The 18358-nt window shown below is 71.6% G+C and carries 18 protein-coding genes; 3 read left to right on the top strand and 15 right to left on the bottom strand.

The features are described 5' to 3' along the window. Window positions 1–4 precede the first annotated feature (4 nt). From IW249_RS12405 to IW249_RS12395, 3 genes are read right to left on the bottom strand one after another with little or no spacing between them, the layout of a single operon-like run. Window positions 5–1507: an MFS transporter gene (locus IW249_RS12405; protein ID WP_196920863.1), complete on the bottom strand. Its 1503-nt coding sequence runs from the start codon at window positions 1505–1507 to the stop codon at window positions 5–7. Then, window positions 1504–2778, bottom strand: a complete 1275-nt coding sequence (locus IW249_RS12400) for an MFS transporter (RefSeq protein ID WP_196920862.1) — start codon at window positions 2776–2778, stop codon at window positions 1504–1506. Before IW249_RS12400 ends, IW249_RS12405 begins: the two co-directional genes overlap by 4 nt. Beyond that, on the bottom strand, window positions 2775–3485 hold the full coding sequence (locus IW249_RS12395; RefSeq protein ID WP_196920861.1) for a siderophore-interacting protein: 711 nt from the start codon (window positions 3483–3485) through the stop codon (window positions 2775–2777). The genes IW249_RS12400 and IW249_RS12395 overlap by 4 nt, the downstream gene beginning before the upstream one ends. A gap of 81 nt (window positions 3486–3566) precedes the next feature. Between IW249_RS12395 and IW249_RS12390 the strand changes: the two genes are divergently transcribed. Further along, complete coding sequence (locus IW249_RS12390) at window positions 3567–4127, top strand: GNAT family N-acetyltransferase (RefSeq protein ID WP_196920860.1); 561 nt, start codon at window positions 3567–3569, stop codon at window positions 4125–4127. A 57-nt stretch (window positions 4128–4184) separates the two neighbouring features. On the opposite strand, the gene IW249_RS12385 is transcribed toward IW249_RS12390, so the two are convergent. Genes IW249_RS12385 through IW249_RS12375 form a run of 3 tightly spaced genes read right to left on the bottom strand, consistent with a single transcriptional unit; the run spans window position 4185 to window position 7468 of the window. Continuing rightward, window positions 4185–4883 carry a hypothetical protein gene (locus IW249_RS12385; protein ID WP_196920859.1) on the bottom strand — a complete coding sequence of 233 codons (699 nt, stop codon included), beginning with the start codon at window positions 4881–4883 and terminating at the stop codon, window positions 4185–4187. Window positions 4884–4907: 24 nt separating this feature from the next. Then, complete coding sequence (locus IW249_RS12380) at window positions 4908–5576, bottom strand: DUF305 domain-containing protein (RefSeq protein WP_307788576.1); 669 nt, start codon at window positions 5574–5576, stop codon at window positions 4908–4910. Window positions 5577–5590: 14 nt separating this feature from the next. Further along, the gene (locus IW249_RS12375; RefSeq protein WP_196920858.1) at window positions 5591–7468 is read right to left on the bottom strand and encodes a sigma-70 family RNA polymerase sigma factor; all 1878 of its coding nucleotides are present in this window, start codon (window positions 7466–7468) and stop codon (window positions 5591–5593) included. Between the two features lie 321 nt (window positions 7469–7789). Between IW249_RS12375 and IW249_RS12370 the strand changes: the two genes are divergently transcribed. Both IW249_RS12370 and IW249_RS12365 read left to right on the top strand, forming a co-directional pair. Then, on the top strand, window positions 7790–7975 hold the full coding sequence (locus IW249_RS12370) for a hypothetical protein (RefSeq protein WP_196920857.1): 186 nt from the start codon (window positions 7790–7792) through the stop codon (window positions 7973–7975). Between the two features lie 229 nt (window positions 7976–8204). Next, window positions 8205–9005: a SigB/SigF/SigG family RNA polymerase sigma factor gene (locus IW249_RS12365; protein ID WP_196920856.1), complete on the top strand. Its 801-nt coding sequence runs from the start codon at window positions 8205–8207 to the stop codon at window positions 9003–9005. Between the two features lie 5 nt (window positions 9006–9010). On the opposite strand, the gene IW249_RS12360 is transcribed toward IW249_RS12365, so the two are convergent. The 9 genes from IW249_RS12360 to IW249_RS12320 form a co-directional block, all read right to left on the bottom strand. Then, entirely contained in the window at window positions 9011–10078 is a 1068-nt protein-coding gene (locus IW249_RS12360; RefSeq protein WP_196920855.1) for a DUF2855 family protein, read from the bottom strand. 67 nt (window positions 10079–10145) lie between these two features. Further along, window positions 10146–11363 carry a PP2C family protein-serine/threonine phosphatase gene (locus IW249_RS12355; protein ID WP_307788575.1) on the bottom strand — a complete coding sequence of 406 codons (1218 nt, stop codon included), beginning with the start codon at window positions 11361–11363 and terminating at the stop codon, window positions 10146–10148. A 29-nt stretch (window positions 11364–11392) separates the two neighbouring features. Next, window positions 11393–12883: a glycoside hydrolase family 130 protein gene (locus IW249_RS12350; RefSeq protein WP_196920853.1), complete on the bottom strand. Its 1491-nt coding sequence runs from the start codon at window positions 12881–12883 to the stop codon at window positions 11393–11395. Next, the gene (locus tag IW249_RS12345) at window positions 12880–13932 is read right to left on the bottom strand and encodes a glycosyltransferase (protein WP_196920852.1); all 1053 of its coding nucleotides are present in this window, start codon (window positions 13930–13932) and stop codon (window positions 12880–12882) included. The genes IW249_RS12350 and IW249_RS12345 overlap by 4 nt, the downstream gene beginning before the upstream one ends. Then, complete coding sequence (locus tag IW249_RS12340; RefSeq protein WP_196920851.1) at window positions 13929–15065, bottom strand: glycosyltransferase; 1137 nt, start codon at window positions 15063–15065, stop codon at window positions 13929–13931. Before IW249_RS12340 ends, IW249_RS12345 begins: the two co-directional genes overlap by 4 nt. A gap of 116 nt (window positions 15066–15181) precedes the next feature. Further along, on the bottom strand, window positions 15182–16186 hold the full coding sequence (locus IW249_RS12335) for a glycosyltransferase family 4 protein (protein ID WP_196920850.1): 1005 nt from the start codon (window positions 16184–16186) through the stop codon (window positions 15182–15184). Further along, window positions 16183–16356, bottom strand: coding sequence for a hypothetical protein (locus IW249_RS12330; RefSeq protein ID WP_196920849.1), 174 nt, complete (start codon window positions 16354–16356; stop codon window positions 16183–16185). The genes IW249_RS12335 and IW249_RS12330 overlap by 4 nt, the downstream gene beginning before the upstream one ends. Before the next feature lie 289 nt (window positions 16357–16645). Beyond that, window positions 16646–17677 carry a medium chain dehydrogenase/reductase family protein gene (locus IW249_RS12325; protein ID WP_196920848.1) on the bottom strand — a complete coding sequence of 344 codons (1032 nt, stop codon included), beginning with the start codon at window positions 17675–17677 and terminating at the stop codon, window positions 16646–16648. An 88-nt stretch (window positions 17678–17765) separates the two neighbouring features. Beyond that, entirely contained in the window at window positions 17766–18308 is a 543-nt protein-coding gene (locus tag IW249_RS12320) for a TetR/AcrR family transcriptional regulator (protein ID WP_196920847.1), read from the bottom strand. Between the last annotated feature and the right edge of the window lie 50 nt (window positions 18309–18358).

Here is an 18358-nt window from a genome sequence, read left to right as displayed (position 1 = left end):
ACCCTTATTGGACGGATTTGGTGCGGTCTGCCCGGTGCAGCAACCCGGCGGCCACCAGGCCACCGATCATCACCGCAGCCGCGCCCACCAACTGCCCCGTCTCCAACGCCGAGGCGAAGGCGACAGTCACCGCCTCCCGTTCGGCTCCCTCGCGGGCGGCTGCGAGAGCCGCGGGAAACGATCCGGCACCGGCCAGGGCCGCCGGCAGCAGCGCCGCGAACCGGGCGTTCAGCACGGCACCCAGCACCGCGATGCCGAGGCTGCTGCCGACCTCGGTCATGGTGCCGTCGACACCCGCGCCCGCGCCGGCCTTCGCCGTCGGGATCGCGCTCATCACCGCCTCGACGATGGCCGGGTTGGCCAGCGCGCAACCGACACCCATGACGAGCAGCCCGGCCAGCAGCACCCCGTACCCGTCGGACGGAAAGAGGGTGACCAGCGCGAGGCCAGCCGCGAGCAGCGTCATGCCGACGGCGATGGCGATCGCCAGGCCGAGCCGACGGATCACGCTCGCGACGACGCCACTGACGTTGAGCAGCACGATGGAGAGCGCGAAGGGCGCCATCCGCAGACCGGCCTCCCAGGCGGGATAACCCCTGACGAACTGGAGGTGCTGGGTGAGCAGGAACAGCGCTCCGGTGGCGCCGAACGTGATCAGCACGACGCCGGAGATCGCACCGACGAAGCGCCGGTCCCGGAAGAAGCGCATGTCCAGCATCGGGTGCGCGATCCGTCGCTCCCACCACACGAAGATCCCGAGCAGGAGTACGCCGACGATCGCCGCGCCGACCACCTCGGTCGACGCCCAGCCACGCTCCGGCCCGGAGATGATCGCCCAGACGACTGCTGTCAGGCCGGCGGTGGAGAGCACGGCGCCCAGCACGTCGAGTCGCCCGCCGGCCGGCCCGCGGGACTCCGGGACCAGCGCGCGAGCGACGAGCAGGCAGACCAGCACGATCGGCACGTTCATCAGGAAGATCGCACCCCACGGCAGGTGCGCGAGGATAGTGCCGCCGATGGGTGGCCCGACGGCGAAGCCCAACGCGCTGGTGGCCGCCCAGATGCCGATCGCCCGGGACCGCTCGGCGGCATCGAAGACCTGCATCGCCACCGCGAGCGTCGCGGTGACCAGCAGCGCCCCACCGACCCCCATCCCGGCCCGCGCGGCGATCAGTTGCCCGCTGGTACTGGCGAGCCCGGCGGCCAGCGAGCCGACGCCGAACAGGACCAGCCCGGCGAGCAACATCCGGCGGCGACCGTACCGGTCGGCGGCGCTACCGGCGGTGAGCAACAACCCGGACAGCACCAACGCGTACGCGTTGATCATCCACTGCACCTCGGCGGTGCTGGCGCCCAACTCGGTGGTGAGCACCGGCACCGCCACTGTCAGCACCGTGTTGTCCAGCACCACCACCAACTGCGCGACGCACAGCACGGCCAGAATGAGCCATCGCTGTGGCAGTCGGGCCGATGTCGCGGTGTCGGTGGCCGGCTGGACAGTGGTCACGCCACCGCCTTGACGCCGTCCACTGCGGACTGCTCGGGCGCCGGGCCCGCGGTGGGCTGATCGGCCCCCGGGCCGGGCCGGTGCGGGAACCGCCGCTGGTGGACGAGGCCGAGAGCGACGCCGGCCGCCACCAGCACGATGGCCGCGACCGCGACCGCCGGGTAGCCGATCCGGTCGGCCGCCGCGAGACCGATGGACGCCGCCACGAACGAGCAGACCAGACCGAACGACGACAGGACCGTGAAGTCGGTGCCACCGGTGTCCGGCCGCGAGTAGTCCATGTTGACCGTGTAGAGCACGACGTTGGCGATGGTGTACGCCACCATGAAGCAGCAGAGCGCGGCGACAGTCCCGCCCAGCGGCGCCTGACCGTTCATCAGCGGCAGCAGCAGCAACGTCGACACGGTGAGCGCGACGCCGCCGACCACGAGCACGCCACCGCGCCCGAACCGCCCGATCCCGAGACCCGCGACCAGGCCCGCCACGATGGCCGGGGCGCTGGTCACCACACCGGTGACGACGCCGATCCGACCCAACGACCAGCCGGCGTCGACGAGCGCCGGAGTGACCAGGGCGTACGCCATGCCCGCGCCGACGTAGACCAGCGGCACCACACCGAACGTCCACCACCGGCAGCCCGGCTGGCCGAACACCGACAGCAGCGCCCGGTAGGCGGTGCCGACCCGTTCCACCCGATCGGTACGGGGAGGCTCCTGGAACCGCCACACCACCAGCAGGCCGACCGCCGTCATCGCGACCAGCAGGCCGATCGCCGGCGCCCAGCCGAACTGGTCGTAGACCAGGACGCAGGCGCCGCCACCGAGCAGGTTGCCGAGGTAGCTCGCGGCGACCTGGATGCCGTTACCGGTCCCCCGGGCCGAGTCGGCGAGCATCCGGACCGCGACGGCGTCCACGGCGATGTCCTGGGTGGCCGAGAAGAACACGTACGCGGCGCAGATCGCGATGATCGGGCCGAGTGCGTCGGCCGGGCTGGCGAACGGCAGCAACGCCAGCAGGGCCAGCACCAGGGCGGTCTGGAGCACCAGCAGCCAGGAGCGGTAGTGGCCACGGTGCCGTGAGCCGTACCGGTCGAGGATCGGTGCCCAGAGGAACTTGATGGGCCAGATCAGGCCGACGATCTGCAACAGCGCCAGCGTGTCCAGCGAGGTGCCACCGTCGCGCAGGATGGCCGTGAGCCCGACGGTGATGAAGCCGACGCCGAGGTACTGGGTGACGTACAGCGCGGTCAGGGTGCCGAGCCGGCCCTTCATGCCGCTTTCCAGTAGCCGAGGGAGGTCAACCGGTCCTTGTCGACGCCCAGCGTCTTGCGGAGGTGTCGGGTGATGCCCCGGGTGGTGGCCGCCTCGCAGGCCACCCAGTAGTGGCCCGCGCCGCTGGTCGGCACTGCCGCGCAGACCGTGTCGACGAGGTGCTGACCCTCGTCGCGCCGTGGCACCCAGGTGACGTCGTGGTGTGCCCGGGCCCGCAGCGCGAGCGCCTTCTCGCCCTCGTGGGCGTACTCCAGCCAGACCGTCGCCGGGATGTCGGCACCGGCGTCGAGCAGGCTGTTCACCGCGGGCAGAGAGGCCGCGTCACCGACGAGGTAGAGGTGCTCGGGCGCGGGGTCGGGCAGTTCGAAGGCGCTGCCCTGCACTGTCGCGCCGATGGTGTCGCCGACCTTGGCCGTGGTGGCCCACCGGGCGGCGCAGCCGTCGTGGATGGCGAATTCGAGTGTGAACCGGCCGGTGGTCGGGTCGGGGTCCACCAGCGTGTACGCGCGCTGGTGCGCCCGCCCGTCGTTGTCGAACCACAGCCGGATCCACATCGTGGGGTGCACGCCGCACGTCTCCAGCAGGCCGCCCCCGTCCAGGAGGAGCCGCTGGTAGTGCCCGTCGATCGACTCGGTGCTCAGGACGGTCAACTGAAAGTCCCGCCCTCCCATGGCCTTGAGGACCAGGGCCTCCCAGTTCCGTTTCACGCACCCCTCCAGGTAAGGTCATCCTTGGTTAGGGGAGGTTAACCTAAGTTGCGCCCCGGATGGAACAGAGGACAGCGCCCGATGACGTACCAGGAGAAGATCGCCGGTCTCGGCGAGCTGTCGTTGGTGGCCGTGGACCCGGAACGGGACGCCGCCCTCCTGCACGGTTGGGTGACCCTCCCCCGCAACGCCTTCTGGGGCATGGGTTCGCACACCCTCGAAGAGGTACGCGAGATCTACGCCTTTGTGGACAGTCTGCCCACCCATCACGCGTACCTGATCATTGTCGACGGGGAGCCGGTCGGCCTCTTCCAGAGCTATCAGCCCGAGGCGGACCCGGTCGGCGAGCGCTACCCCGTCCAGCCCGGCGACGTGGGGATGCACCTGCTACTCAGCCCCGACCGACGCCTCGCCCGCAGCCTCACCAACGCGGTCGGCCCGGCCGTTGCCCGCTTCCTGTTCCGCGACCCGGCCGCGCAGCGAATCGTGGTCGAGCCGGACGTCCGCAACCACCTCGCCCTGCGCCGACTGGAGATCGAGGGCTTCACCTTCGACTCCGAGATCGACATGCCGGACAAGCGGGCCCAACTCGCGTTCCTGACCCGCGCCCGGTTCGCGCAGAGACACCCGACGCCGGCCTGACCCACCGACCCGGCCGGCGACCGTCGGCCGTTGGTGACCGTCAGCTGTTGGTGACCGTCAGCTGTTGGCGTTCCAGAAGCCGACGAGGGTCGCGGTCCACCAGGCGAACTGCGAGATCGTCGCGGCGGCGACACCGGGGAGCAGTGCCGACCAGGGCGGGCGACCCTGCACTGCCACGAGTCGATCCCGGACCCGGCCGAGGAACAGCCCGTTGACGCCGACCACCAGCACGGCCAGCAACTTGACCCAGACCAGCCCGGACGACGTGTCCGGCCCGAGGGCGGCCCCACTGGCGAGCAGACCCACCAGGCCCAGCCAGATGAGCAGGTGCGCGCCGCGGGCGGCGGTCAGCACAGTGCCGAGCGGTTCCCGGCGCAGCAGCCAGCGCAGGCTGAACCAGTCCACAGTCAGCACCGCGCCGAAGCCCACCACGAGGCAGGTCAGGTGGCAGAAGAGGGCGACCATCCGCGCACCCGGCGAGAGGGTGACGTGCGGCGCGACGAGGATCGCGAGCAGCCACCCGACACCGACCGTCAGGGTCGAGGCGACGACGGCGGCGCGGCCGGCGGCGCGACGGTGGCCAGCACGCCAACCTGCCGCCGGCACCGAGGCGAGCGCGTCGGGCGGTGCTGCGCTCCGGGGCCGGTGCGTCGCGCGGCGGGCCGGGCGGACGGCGTCGGAGGTGACGGCACGGTGGGCGGGGCGGGACGCCCGGGACGGGGGACGGACGTCGGCGTGCAGGTCAGACGTCCGCATCGGCTGGCCCTCTGGAGGGCATGGTCAGCCGCCCGGCGCGGCGGTGGGCGCGCCGGGCCGGTCGTCCAGCGTGCTCAGCTCGGCGGCCCGCGCCTGCTGGATCCGGCCCGCGAGCGCCTTCAGCTCCGGGCTTCCCCCGGCTGTCTGCTCACCCCGGCACAGCACCACTGTCTGCGCGAGGTGCGCCCGGATCAGGGCGGCCGCCCGGGATGACACCTCGGCGTCCGGAGCGGCACGCAGCTCGGCGAGGGTGACATCGGTGACCATGCCGGGCATCTGATGCCCCTCGTGGATGTTCAGCTCCGGCACGTTGCCCGCGGCCAACAGCCCCCGCAGGTCCCGCAACTCCGCCTGATGAGCCGTGCGGAGTTCGCCGAGGAGGGCCCGCAGCGACGGATCAGCGGCCGCCGGGCGGGTGTCGAGCTGGTCGATCAGCGCGAGCGCGCCCTCGTTCATCGGGATCAGCAGTTGGACGAAGGCGTCGTCGGTGCCGTTGAGCACCACCGGCGCGGTCGGCACCGCGGCGGCCGACGAGGCGGTGGCCGACGAGGCCACGGGGGCCTGGTCGGTGCGGCCCCAACCCTGGCTGAGACCGACGGCCAACGCGGTGGCGACCAGGGTCGCGACGACGCCGACCAGCCGCCCGGTCCGTACGCGAGAGCCGGGGCGCTCTGCCACGAACTGCTCGTCCACCGGTTCGTCCCCGCTCAACGGGCGGCCTGGAACGCGCGGCCGACCACTGTCGCCTCTTTTCCGTCGCGGAACAACCCGGACCGGTCCTTGTCGGTGGCGGGCAGCCCGAACCAGGCGTAGCGGTGCAGGTAGGGGAGTTGGCCGAGCATTGCGGTGGCCGCCGTGAGGAAGGCCGCCTGCTGCTGCTGACTGGGAAACTGCGAACCGCCTCCGGTGAAGCGGATCAACGCGAACTCGGTCAGCCAGATCGGCTTCCGGTACCGCTGGTAGACGGCCTGGAGGTACTGCCGGAGTTGGGCCACCGCTGTGGCGGTGGTGAAGTCGGCGCCGAACCAGTGCAGCGTGATGAAGTCCACCCGGTGGCCGCGGGCCTGGGCGCCGGTCATGAACCTGTCCAGCCAACCCTGCGGGTCCGGCCCGCCCCAGGCGACCGCGGGGCTGCCCAGCTTGCTGCCCGTCGCCATCAGCTGCGGCCACAGGTCCAACGCCTGCTCGACTGTCATGTTCGCCTGCTCGGGCATGTCCGGCTCATTGAAGGTGAGCAGGTACGGCCCGGCGGCCCTGGCCCGGGCCAGCTCATCGGCGGTGACGTTCTCCGCGCTGCGGATCATCGGCACGAACGTCGCACCGCGCGGAGTGCTGATCCCCGGGTGCTGGGTGCCCCAGGTGTAGTACCAGCCAGCCCTCGAGTTCGCCAACGCCTGACTCGCCCCGGCGAAGTTCCACACCCCGACGCCCTTGCGGGTGGAGCTGACCGCCGGCGCGACCGGAGCTCTCGACGAGGGGCGTGCGCTCGGCGAGGGCGCGACGCTCGGGGTGGCGACGGCGGTGGGCGCGGCAGACGGCGGTGCCGCCCACGAGGGCGCGGACGGGTCGTCTGGCTGGATCACCACCGCCATGGTGATGGCCACGACGGCGGCGGCCACACCGGCGGCGAGGGACGGCACGAGGCCCCGGGGCCGGTTCATCGCGAGGTCGACGACGCTCTGGCCACCGCCCGCATCGGTGGCGCCGGGTGGTGTCGTGCCGGCGGCGGGTCCGGCCGTCGGGTTCGGCGGCGCGACCGCCTGCGCGGCGGCTGCCGGGGCGGCCGCGTTCGGCAGGTGGGCGCCGAGACCCGCCGGCAGCGGTAGCAACGGCATACCGGCGAGCAGCCGGTCGATCGGCAGCAGGGTGGTGCCCAGCCGTCCGCAGAACGCGCAGTCGCGGACGTGTCGAGCCAGTCGTTTGCGCCACAGCGAACTGGGCGTGCCGTCCCACTCGGCGGTCACGGCGCCCAGGTCCGGGCAGCCAGGGCGGGCGCGGAGCGCGCGTACGACACCGCGGGCGCTCTGGATCTGCTCCTTCATCCGGTGGATCCGCACCGCGACGTGCCCGGGTGACAACCCGAGCGCGTCGGCGACCTCGTTCCGGGTGATCTCGCCGGTCTCCTCCAGCCACCACAGCGAGAGCAGTTCCTGGTCGTCCGGGTCGAGCCAGCGGGTCGCCTCGGCGACCTCGCGTCGTTGGTCGGTGAGGCCGAGCCGGAGGATGGTCATCCCCGCGAAGTCGGAGGCGGGGTCGGGCACGTTGTGGATCGCGTCCAGCCCGGCGTCGCGGTTGAGCGCGACGCGGCGGCGCGTCTCCCAGTCACGCACCTGGCGGATGGTGATCGCCACCAGCCAGGACCGGTATGCCGCCGGGTCGTTGAGCGCGGGCAGGTACCGGATCACCCGTACCAACGTCTCCTGGACCACGTCGTCGACGTCGGCGTGCCCGCGCAGCGCACGCCCGACGATGTTGTAGACCAGCGGGAGCGAGGCCGCGACGACGTCGTCGAGAGCGCGCTGGTCGCCCTGCCGGGCCGCGACGACCAACCCGACATCGGGCAGTGCTCGACCGGCTGACGACATGGGTCTCACTCCTTGGGTGCTCATCCGCGCGGCGCCCACGCTGGGTGTGCTGACCGCCCTCAAGATCGGAGACTCGCGGCAGCGGGGGGGATTACAGAATTCCCGGGCGACCGGTTCGCCACAAGCGAGGCGGGTCCGTCGGCGGCGCATATGTGGTGGCGGCGCCGGGTATGGTGCGGGGTGTCGGTGTCGCCGGGCGTTCGCCCGTGCACAGGACACCAGCATTCGGGCGCCAGCGTGTGCGCCGAAGCGTCACCAGGTCGCACGGCCGACGTTGCCGAGGCCCCAGACGCACCCCTTCAGTAGAGACAGGATCCCTGCATGACATCGAACGACAGTGGTCGACCCGCCCTGTTCCTCGCCACGTCGAACGGCGACGGGCTGGACGGACCGGCGGTGACCTTCGACAGCAGCGAGGAGGCCATGCGGCAACTGCGTCACCCGTTCGCGGTGAAGCCGGCCCAGCCGGCCGCGACCACTGTCGACGCATCGGACCAGCGCGGCTGATCCCCGCCCGCTCCCTCTCCAAACGCCTAGCCTCATACTTTCGGCTAGGAAATAGTCGGTCTTTCGGGTAGTGTCCGGGTCATCAAGTGAACGACATGACGCGGTGGCGAGGCCCGTGCTCGTGGCCTTGCGACAGCGCACCTTCGCCCGTACGTGCGCCCCGGCGACAGCCGGTTCGGAGACTCTTCCGGTCGACTCGATCGACGGGCCTGCGGGAAGGACCACCCACATGGCCACCATCGTCGACAACGCCACCAGCACCGATCAGCGGATCAGCGAGCAGAGCCCGGACGACCTCCTCGCCGCCCTGGCGGCGACCCCGGCGGACGACCCCCGCCGCCCGGCAGTGCGGGACCGCGCCATCGAGGCGTGGTTGCCGCTGGCCCGGCACCTGGCCCGCCGCTACGGCGGACGCGGCGCTTCCGACGACGACCTGACCCAGACCGCCTGCGTCGGCCTCATCAAGGCCGTGGACAACTTCGACCACGACCGGGGTGTCGACTTCAGCGGGTACGCCATTCCCACAATCATCGGCGAGATCAAGCGGTACTTCCGGGACCGCACCTGGGCGGTGCGCGTCCCCCGTCGCCTCCAGGAGCTGCGCCTGTCGATCACCGCGGCGAACAGCGCCCTGACCCAGAACCTCGGCCGCTCGCCGACAGTCGCCGACATCGCGTCCTACCTCGACGTGTCCGAGGAGACCGTCCTGGAAGGGTTGGAGGGTGCGCGCGCCTACCGGGCCACGTCGCTGTCCACCCCGACCGGGGCTGACGGCAGCCGGGAGCTCGGGGACACCCTCGGCGACGACGACCGCGCGTTCGATCTCGTCGAGATCCGGGTCGCCCTCGGTCCGGCCCTCGCCACGCTGCCGGAACGCGAGCGCCAGATCCTGAGCCTGCGCTTCCACGGCAACCTGACCCAGGCCCAGATCGCCGACCGGATCGGCGTCTCGCAGATGCACGTGTCCCGGCTGATCACCCGGTCGCTTGCCGCGCTGCGCCTCCAGCTCACTCCGGACATCGCCGCCTGAGCTGATCAGAGTTGGACGACGTGGCCCACCCGCGGCGGCGTACGACCGGCGAGAACGTCGAGCCACGCGTGTTGCAGCGCCGCCGGCCCGGCACCCACCCGCACGTCGAGCCACCCGCTCACCACGGCGGCGAAGCGTTGCCAGGCCTCGGTGAACCGCTGGTCGAGGCCGTCACGGCCCCAGTCGTGGCCGCGCTTGCGCATCTGCACCGGCGCGAAGAACACCTCCTCCGCGGCGTCGGCGTTCGGCGTCTGGTTGGTCAGCCCGACCGCGATGTCCCGGACGAGCCGGTCGCCGAGGCGCCCCCGCAGGGCGGCGCGGGTCGAGGGCGCGCCGGACAGGTCGAGGTAGACGGTCGGGACCACGTCGAGGGCGTCGATGTCGTCGTACGACACGACCTCGTCGTAGCAGCCGAGCGACCGGGTGAACGCCAGGTTGCCCGGTGAGGTGAGACCGACCAGGCGCGGCCCACGCCGGTGCAGCTCGAACGCGGCGGCGTACGCGGTCTTGCTCGACGCGGACGACAGCAGCAGGGCCTCGGCACCGTAGAAGTCGTTGTCGACCACCTGGTCGGCCAGCATGAACGAGGTGAAGAACAGCGGCCGGAACAGGATCAGCAGATCCTCCTGGTCACGCTGGTACGCCGGGTCGCCCGTGGTAGACCGGTACGCGTTGTACGGCGAGGGCAGCTCGGCCCGGTGCGGGCTCGCCTCGCGGAACCCGGACGCGTCCACCCGGTCCGGCCGCACCACGAGGTGACCGGCCGGCGGAAGGTAGCCGTAGATCCGTTGCCCCACCTCGACCCCCGCCACCGTCGAGCCGACCACCTCGGCGAAGCCCCAGAGCGGCGGAAGGCCCCACCGCGGCCCGAGCCCCTGGGCCGCCGGCGGAAAGAACTGCCAGTAGCGCATCGAGTCGCCGAGCACCGCGTAGGTCACGTTGTTGGCGGTGAGGCCGACGCGGTCCACCCGCAGCAGCGCCTCGCCCTCGGTCAGGGTGGGGGCGGAGCCATCGACGAGCGTGGTCTGCCCGAGGTCGTCACGCGCCACGGCGAAGGTCCATGAGTCAGCCATGAGGTGACGCTAGACAGCCCCGCAATCGGAGACAAGTGCACTGCGAGTGCAAAATCCCACTGCGCGGTCAGGGTCCGGTGCCAGCGGCGAGATCGCGGAGGTGAGCGAGCGGCAGGTGCGGTGGCCGCCACTCCACGAAGAGGGCCGTCGCGTCGTCGTCGAGCTGGGCGTCCTGGTAGCCGACGACCGCGCGGACCAGCCGACGCATCGTCTCCGGGCTGGGCAACCCGTCGTTGAGGGCACGGTTGACGAAGTCGACGAGCCGGTCCAGCCCGAACTGCTCCCCCTCCGCGCTACGGGCGTCGGTGATGCCGTCGGTGTAGGCGAGGATGCGGTCACCCGGGTGCAGATTCTCCACGTGCACCCGCGGACGGCGCGGGGAGAGGTGGCCCAGGCCGAGCGGCAGCGCTGTCGGCCCCGGAAGCTCCCGAACGGCCTTGCCGTCGCGCAGCAACATCGCACCGGGATGCCCCGCGTTGATCATGCTGAGCCGGCCGGTCTGGCGGTCCAGCTCGATGAGCAACCCGGTCGCGAAGAAGTTCGGGTGCTCGGACCGCACCCAGCGGTCGATGCTGATCGCCGTGTCGACCAGGTCGAGGCCACACCGACGGGCGTTGCGGTACGCGCTGACCACCAGCGAGGCGAGGGTGCTCGCCTTGATGCCGTGCCCACAGGTGTCGAAGAGCCCCACGCTGAGCACATCGTCGTTCAACGCGTAGTCGAAGATGTCGCCGCCGACGTCGTAGCACGGTTCGAGGATGGCGGTGACCACCAGGTCGTCGGTGGCGAAGGTCAGCGGTGGGAGCAGACCCCAGACGATCTCGGCCGCGACCTGCATCGGCATCCGCCGCCGCATCCGCTCGACCACGTCACCGTAGAGCCGGCGGTTGACCAGGATCTGGGCGACGTTGACCGCCACCTCCCAGGCCACGCCGTCCATCGTCTCGTCGGCGGCGGCCGGCGAGACGATCTCCAGTACGCCCATCCGCTCACACCCGAGCAGCAGTGGCACCCACACCCGGTCGGGGCTGTCGGGTGCGCGCTGGATGTCGAGGGTGGTGAAGGCCCGGCCGGCGAGCGTCGTCTCGATCGGCAACTGGTCCCGGTCGAGACCCGCGCCGAGCAGCGGCACGAGCAGGGTCTGCGTGTAGTCGGCCAGATAGATCACGATCTCGCTGGCGTCGATCGCGGGGGCCGCCTGGGCCACCAACTGCGATACCTCGTCCGGGCCACCCCGGGGCGCGTTGAGCTGCAACCAACGAACCACCTCGCCGACGTCGGCCACGCTCCACCTCCCCCTGTCCAGCGGTGAGGCTACCCCGCCCCAGGGCATTCTCCGCCAGCCCCGACCATCGCGCCGAGGAGCGCGGAGAGCGGCACGGTGGCGAATCCCACTCGGGCGTCACTCGCCCCGTACGGCATCCACAGCTCACCGTCGTGCACGAGCGCACCGCAGGAGTAGACGACGTTCGGCACGTACCCGTCCCGGTCGTTCTCGTCGGGTGCGAGAAGCGCGCCGGGCAGGTGGGCGACGACCCGCTCCGGCGTGTGCAGGTCGAGCAGGAGCGCACCGATCGCGTACCGACGCATCGGCCCGACACCGTGGGTGAGCACGAGCCAGCCGACGTCGGTCTCGATCGGTGATCCGCAGTTGCCGACCTGGATCAACTCCCAGCTCTCGCCCGGTGCGTGCAACGGGGTCGGTGCCTGCCAGCGGCTCTCGCCGTCCAGGGCGGTCAGGCCGATGGTCTCGCCGTCGGCACGGCACAGTGCCAGGTGCCGGCCGCCGACGGTACGCGGGAACAGCGCCAGCCCCTTGTTCCGGGCACCCGGCCCGCGCATCGGGGTCATCTCGAACTGGCGCAGGTCGGCGCTGGTCAGCGCCCGGGTGGCGATGTTTCTACCGTCGTAGGCGGTGTAGGTGGCCCGGTACACCGGCCCGGATTCATCGACGAAGCGGACGAACCGGGCGTCCTCCATGCCGTTGCTCTCCGCCGGGGTGGCCGGCCAGAGCACCCGTTGATGCAGGTCCGTGTCCGCGGGGAAGGCAGTGGCGTAGCTACCGGCGTTGGTACGACGCAGTTGTTCGACGGTCCCCAACCCGGTGCTGCGGGAGAGCAGATCGGGTGGCAGGTTGCCGAGCACCCGCTCGAAGGCGGCCTCGTCGTACCACTCGGGCAACGCGTCCAGCACGGTGGCCGCGACCTCGTTGTCGCAGTTCTCCTCGGCCAGGCCGGCGACGAGCAGGTCCCGACGGTGCCGTACGCCCGTCCGCTGCCCGACGGCCAGCGGCCCGGACCGGTCGGCGATCGTGAGCTGTTCCCCCGGACCGACGATCGCCGAGGCGAACCCGATCGAGGACACGTGCCCCTCCCCGACCTGGCGCAGGCTGACAGCGACGCGCAGCTGCCCCGGGCCGAGATCGGTCTGGTCCGGGTGGACCACCATCGACGGGTTGCACAGGGCGGCGGCCTCGACGGCGTACTCGTGGCTGAAGTAGGCGCCGACCAGCAGCCGGCTGTTCGGCGAGAGATCCCGGGCCCGCGCGGCGCGGTGCCGGACCAGGTCGTAGTGGTGGTGGAAGGTACCGGCCAGGTCGCGGTGCCGGGCGCCGAACCGGTCGAGGGTGTCCCGCAGCAGCCGGGCGGTCTCCTCGTCGTCGAGGTGCGCGACCCGGTCGATGAGCGCCTGCGCGCGGGTCCGCACCACAGCGGCGTCCTCACCCGGAACGAAGAGCTTGACGATGACGCGGCGCGGATCCGGGGTGAGGGTGACGTCCTGCCGGACGGCCAGACCCCCTGTCACGACCACCGCCGGGCGTGCTGCAGGGTGGAGATGAGCGCGAGGGTGGACTCGGCGCCCTGGTTGAGGTTGGGCCCGTGCGCGGTCAGCCCGTCGTAGCCACCGCCGGTCGCCGGATCCCACATCGGCGTGCCGAGGTCGTTGTCGCCGAGGAACCACCCGACCGCCTGCCGTACCCCGTCGTCCCACTCCGGGTCCCCGGTGACCACGGCCGCCGTGGCGCAGGCATCGGCGAAGGCGGCCACCTCGATCGGCTGCTGGTCGTGGTGCAGCCGTACGGCGCCGCGCCGCCAACCCCCGGCGGGTACGACAGACATCCGCCCATCGCGGAGCTGGACATCGCGCAGCCAGGTCAACATGCGCAGTCCGTCATCGAGAGGTGGGCCGCCCTCACGGAGCTGACTCGCGGCGATGACCACCTCGGCGAGGGCGGCGTTGGCGTACGTCAACTCCTGCCGTGGCCACGGCCATCCCCGATCGGAGGCCGGCGGGCCGATGGTGCTGGCCGCGTCCGCCAGCAGGGACGCGGCGGCGACGTGACCCGGGTGACGACGGAGCACCTCCGCCGCGCCCAGACCGGCGAAGGCCATCGTGTGCGGGGCCTTCGTCCGCCGGGTGGCGCCCCGGCTGAAGGCGACAAGCGCCTCCTCGCGTACCCATGGGGCGGGGCTGCGGGCGACGGCCGTGCCCAGGCCCCACAGAGCTCGACCCCACCAGTCGCCGAGCCCTGGTGCGTCGACCCAACGCCGGTCGTGCCCGAGCCGGTTGCGGAACGCGCCGCCGGCGTCCTGCGCGTGGGTCAGGAACGCGAGGTACCGCTCTGCCAGCCGGAGCAGTTCCTCGCTCGGCTCCGGCTCACGGCTGACGACCACCAGGCCACGGGCCACGTCGTCGGTGCAGTAACCATGCTCACGCCGGACGATGGCGTGCCGTGCGTGCTCGAACAGACCGGTGTCGTCGCTCAGCCGAGCCAGGTGCGCGAAGCTCGGCGCGGGTGCCGTCGCCCAGCGCCCAACCGTCGACGTCCGGGGGCGTCCGGTGGTCGCCGTCACGCGGGCACGGCGCTGACGGCGGGTGAACGGGCCTCGATGAGCTCGTCGGCGAGAGCGCCGTAGCGGGCCGCCACTGCGGGCCAACGCAGGTGCGCGGCCAGCGGACGAACCCGTCCGGCCAACCGGGCGGCCAGGCCCGGTTCGATCAGGACCCGCCGGATCGCCTTGGCCAGTGCCGCCGGGTTCTGGTGGGGTACGACCAGACCGGGCCCACCGGTCAACAGCTCGACGGCGTGCGGGAACGCCGTCGCCACGACGGGAACCCCGGCGGCCACCGCTTCGATGAGCACCCCGGATGTGACCTGTTCGCGGGAGTCGTAGGGCAGGACGACCACGTCGGCGGAGCGGATCAACCGGCCCAGCGCCTCCTGGTCGTGGTAGACGTCCTGGTAGTCGACGGCATGCGCGACGCCCAACTGGGCACCGAGCTGGTGAAGGCCCGCCCGGTACGCCTCACCGTGGTGCTCGATCACCTTCGGGTGGGTCCGCCCCGCCACCGTGTAGGTCGGAGTCGGTTCCAGATCCTGCAACCGCGCGAGGGCCCGCAACGACCACTCGATGCCCTTCCCCGGCCCGAGCAGCCCCCAGGTCAGCAGGTGCGGGCGGGTACGCCGGTCGACGGGTACACCGGCAAGCTCGTCCGCGCCGTGCGGGATCACCGTCACCTTGCCCGCTGGCACCGCGTACCCGACGAGCAGCCGGTCGCGGGCCGTGTCGGTCATCGTGACGACTGCTCCGGCGGTCGCCACGATCTGCTCCAACAGGGATTTCTGCCGGGCCGAGGGCTGACGGAGCACAGTGTGCAGAACCACGATGCTCGGCACGCTGAGCCGCCGCAGCAACGGCAGGACCTCCTCGCCGTCGGTGCCGGGATAGATGCCGTACTCGTGCTGGACGATCGCCACGTCGTACGCGTTCAGCGCGGCCGCCGCCTCCCGCCAGCCGGCCGGGTCGCGCGCCGACCAGGTGTGCACCACCCCGGGCACGGGCCGCTGGTCGTCGCCGTGATCGGTGACCCGAACGATGCCGCCGCGGGTGCCGTCGGCGGTCAACTGGGCGGCGAGGGCCGCGTTGAAGGTGGCCAGTCCGCACCGGGTCGGTGGGTGGGTGCTGAGGAATCCGTAGCTGGGCATGAACGTCGGGCCTTCCGGTTGTCGGCCACCGCAGGAGTACGGGGTGAGCCTCACGCGGTGACGGCGCACGCCGGTCAGCGTGTGTGACCGGCGGAACGGAGAGCGGTGCGGTTCAGTCAGTTGCGGACGAGCTTGTCGTAGACGTCCAGATAGTCGGTGACCATCCGGTCCGCGCTGAAGCGCTTCAAAGCCCGCGCCCGACATTCCGCCCGATCGAGGCCGGCGGCCCGGGTGATCGCTTCGACCGCCTGGTCGACGGTGGAGACGAGCAGACCCGTCACCCCTTCGTCGACGACCTCGGGCATGGACCCTCGCCGATAGGCGACGACCGGGGTGCCACAGACCATCGATTCCACCACCGACAGCCCGAACGGCTCGTCGAAGGCGATCGGGTGCAGCAGCGCGGTGCTGTCACCCAGCACCTCGGCACGCCGTTGCGGGCCCACCGACCCGAGGAAGACGACCTGGTCGCCGTCGATGTGTGGGGCGACCTGCTCGGCGAAGTACCGCTCGTCCTGCACGATCCCGCAGATGGTCAGGGGTCGGCCGGCGCGGCGGGCGATCTCGATGGCGGTGTGGGTGCCCTTGTCCCTGTGAATCCGGCCGAAGGCTGCCAGCCCAGGACCGGCCTCTTTGGTGAACGGCAGTCCGCCGACGTCGACGCCGTGGTGGACCGTGGCCACGTAGTCGAGCTCCGGCGCCCGGTCGGCGTCGGAGATCGACACGTACGACGAGCGGGCTCGGCCATAGGCGGGCAGGATCCCCGCGCCGGAGAAACCGTGCACTGTGGTCAGCAGTGGCGCTCGGCAGTGTTCAGCGAACGCCAGGGGTAGCCAGTCCAGGTGACTGTGCACCAGGTCGAACTGCGCCGAGCGGGCCATCGCGTGGGAGACGTGCATCGCCTCCCACACCCGGCCGTCCAGGTCCGGGTCGTCCGCGTACCCCCGTGGGCAGACGCCGTCGAGCTGGGCGGAGGTGACCGAGTCCAGTGTCGCGAAGAGCGTCACGTCGACCCCGCGGCTGACCAGCCCCTCGGCGAGCAGGCCGGTCACCTGCTCCCACGGGCCGTAGTGATGTGGGGGCGTACGCCAGGCGACCGGTCCGAGCAGCGCAATCCTCAAGGGGATGACGCGTCGACGAGATCAGCTGGGTTGAGGTTCAGGGTGGCGAGCAGCCCGGAGTGCTTGGCCGGGTCCACCTGCTCCGGCAGCTCGCGCTCGACCCAGTCGGCCCGGGCCTGCTGACCCCGGTCGCGAAGTGCGGTGACGATCCGATCCCTGGCGATCCTCATCTGTTACTCCCTCATTAAGGCGTTCGGAACAATTCGCACGGATGAATGATCCCGAGTGCGCGTCGGGCGACCGACCGCCGGACACCGATGACGCGGCGACCGGTCGGTCGGGACGCGGTCTGCGATCAGCCGACACGACCGGTACGTCGCGGCGATGGAGAAGATGAGCGGTAACGCCCCTGGCGGGCTGGTGGCGACGGCGTCTGGCGGCCACCGGGGTCCCGGGCGACATGTTCACCGTACGCCCTCGCGGCGTCCCGCCGCACCAGCGCCCTGGACGGGCCGAAGGTCAGGGCTCCAGCACCACCTTGCCGGCCCGGCTGCGATTCTCTGCGAACACCAGCGCCGCGGAGACCTCGCTGAGGGGGTAGCGGGCGGCGATCTGCGGCACGATCACTCCCTGCCGCAGCAGGTCGAGCACGATGCCGAGGTCGGTACGCAGGCGACGGCGGAACGCGGCGCGGCGGGTGAGCTGACCGGCCCAGAAGTTGTAGAAACCGGCCCGGTGGCCGTTGGGCAGCGCGTTCCAGGTGTAGAGGCGGGTCAGCAGCTTCACGAAGACCCACGCGACCGACTGCCCGGTGCCGACGGCGGCGGCGTTGCCGTAGACGACCAGCTTGCCGCCGGGGGCGAGCAGGGCGTACGAGGTGCGTACGCCAGTGCCGGCGACCGGGTCGAAGACGGCGTCGACGCCTCGCGGCGACAGCTCGCGGACCCGGGCGGCCATGTCCGGGTCGCGGTAGTCGAGCGGTTCGACGCCGAGTTCGCGCAGCCCGGCGTGGTGCCGGGCGGCGGCGGTGCCGATGACCCGCAGGCCGAGGTGTCGGCCGAGTTGGACGAGCACGCTTCCCACGCCGCCGTTCGCGCCGTGCACGAGGATGGTCTGCCCGGCCGTCAGGTCGGCGTCCCGCAGCATCTGCCAGGCGGTCACCCCGTTCACGACGACGGTCTCGGCCGCGGCGGGGTCCAGACCCTCGGGTACGGGGGCCAGGGCGTCGATGTCGACAAGCGCGTGCGTTGCCCAGGCACCGGTCTTGGTGACCGCCGCCACCCGGGTGCCGACCAGCGCGTCGTCGCCGCCGGGACCGACCGCCCGGACGGTGCCCACCAGGTCGTAGCCGGGCACGAACGGGAACTTCGGCTGGCCGGGGTAGAGCGCGTGGCGCATCTGCTGCTCGGCGAAGGAGATGCCGGTGGCCTCGACCTGGACGAGCGCCTGCCCCCGGGCGGGGACGGGCATCGCGCGTCGGTGCAGCAGGAGGCCGTCGGGCTCCACCACGCCGGGCAGCACCACTTCGGTGATCGTCGTCTCGGTGGTCATCGGTTTCTCCCTTTGTTTGTAAGTGTGCACTCACACACTTATCAGGCTCAAAAACTGGGCCGCCGAGGCGGCCCAGCATCGGGGTCGGTCAGGGGTGGCGAATGCCGGCGGTCAGCGCGCGAGCCCAGGGCTCCGGGACCTGCTCCAGGCCGGCGGTCACGATCAGGTGGCACAGCTGGCCGTACGCGAAGAACTGCTGCACCTGCGCGTCGCTGGCCCGGGCGCGACTCTGCACGAAGGTCGCGACCCGCCGGTAGCCGGCCCGCACCGCCTCGGCGACCTCCGGGATGTCCGTGACGGCCTGCGCCTGCACCTGGAAGAGCAGCAGGTCGCGATCGGCGATCAACTCCGCGTAGGCGCCGCCCATGGCGTCGAGGATCTCCTCCGAGCTGTCGCCCTCGGCGCTCTCCGCACCCGCCTCGATCGCGTCGGCGATCCGGTCGAAACACGCCCCGGCCGCCGCCACGAACAAGCCGAGCTTTCCGGAGAAGAGCCGGAAGACGTACGCCTCGGAGATGCCGGCGGCGGCGGCCACTGCGGTGACCGGGGTGGCGTGGAAGCCGGCGCGTGCGAACACCGACACGGCGGTGTTCAGGACGGTGACCCGGCGGGCCTCGGCAGTCGATCGCATGTTTGTAAGTGTGCACTCACAAACAAGTGCCGTCAAGTCGTCGCTCAGCA

Source organism: Micromonospora vinacea (assembly GCF_015751785.1).
Classification (GTDB): Bacteria; Actinomycetota; Actinomycetes; order Mycobacteriales; family Micromonosporaceae; genus Micromonospora; species Micromonospora vinacea.
This window is presented reverse-complemented; position numbering and strand designations above follow the sequence as displayed.